The organism is Roseateles sp. P5_E1, from assembly GCF_054049335.1.
This window is the reverse complement of sequence record NZ_JBFUMN010000172.1, coordinates 1-780: the sequence shown is the minus strand read 5'-3', so window position 1 is coordinate 780 and position 780 is coordinate 1. Positions and strand designations below refer to the sequence as shown.

General features: G+C 69.3%; 2 protein-coding genes. Both read right to left on the bottom strand.

All coding sequences use genetic code 11. The annotated features are described in order from the left end of the window. A partial coding sequence (locus ACXJKJ_RS30440; RefSeq protein WP_457395142.1) for a response regulator transcription factor occupies positions 1 to 624 on the bottom strand: 624 nt, incomplete at its 3' end. Continuing rightward, the coding region (locus tag ACXJKJ_RS30435; RefSeq protein WP_457395144.1) for an ATP-binding protein at positions 605 to 780 on the bottom strand (176 nt) is incomplete at its 5' end. The genes ACXJKJ_RS30435 and ACXJKJ_RS30440, both read right to left, overlap by 20 nt.

Sequence of the window (780 nt, the reverse complement as noted above, 5' to 3'; positions counted from 1 at the left end):
GATGCGCAGGTAATGCGTGTCGTGCTGGTGCGTCGGCCCCCAGATTTCCTGCAGGATCTGCGGCTGGGTCACCACCCGCCCGGCATTTCGCAGCAGCAGCGACAACAGCGCGTATTCCTTGCGGGTCAGGGCCACCGGCGCGCCGTCCAGGTGCACTTCGCGCCGCACCAGGTCGATATGCAGGTGCCCGTCGTCGAACTGCGGCAGCACGCCCTCGCTGGATACCGTGCGCGAGCGCAGCAGTGCCCGCACGCGTGCCATCAGCTCCTGCGTGCCGAACGGCTTGGTCACGTAGTCGTTGGCGCCGTTGTCCAGCGCCCGCACTTTTTCGGTCTCGCTGGCGCGCACGGTGAGCATGATCACCGGCACCTGGCTCCACTGGCGCAGCTCGGCCAGTACGTCGTGCCCTTCCATGTCCGGCAGGCCGATATCCAGGATCACCAGGTCCGCGCCCTCGCTCACCAGCGCTTCCAACCCGGCCTGGCCGGTGGCGGCCTGCACCACGCGGTAGCCCTGCGCGCGCAGGCTGATGTCGAGGAAGCGACGGATCTGCGCTTCGTCATCGATCACCAGCACGCGGGCCGGGGGCACGCCTTGGGTGGGGTCAGGATTCGTMGTCGTCATCGTCAGGGTGGGGTTGCAGCAGGGGCAGCGTGATGCGGATCAGGGTACCGCGTCCGTCGCGCCCCGGCAGCGCCTGCACGCTGCCGCCATGCGCGCCGATCATGCCCTGGCAGATGGTCAGTCCCAGCCCGGTGCCATGCCGGCCCCGGTCGCCGC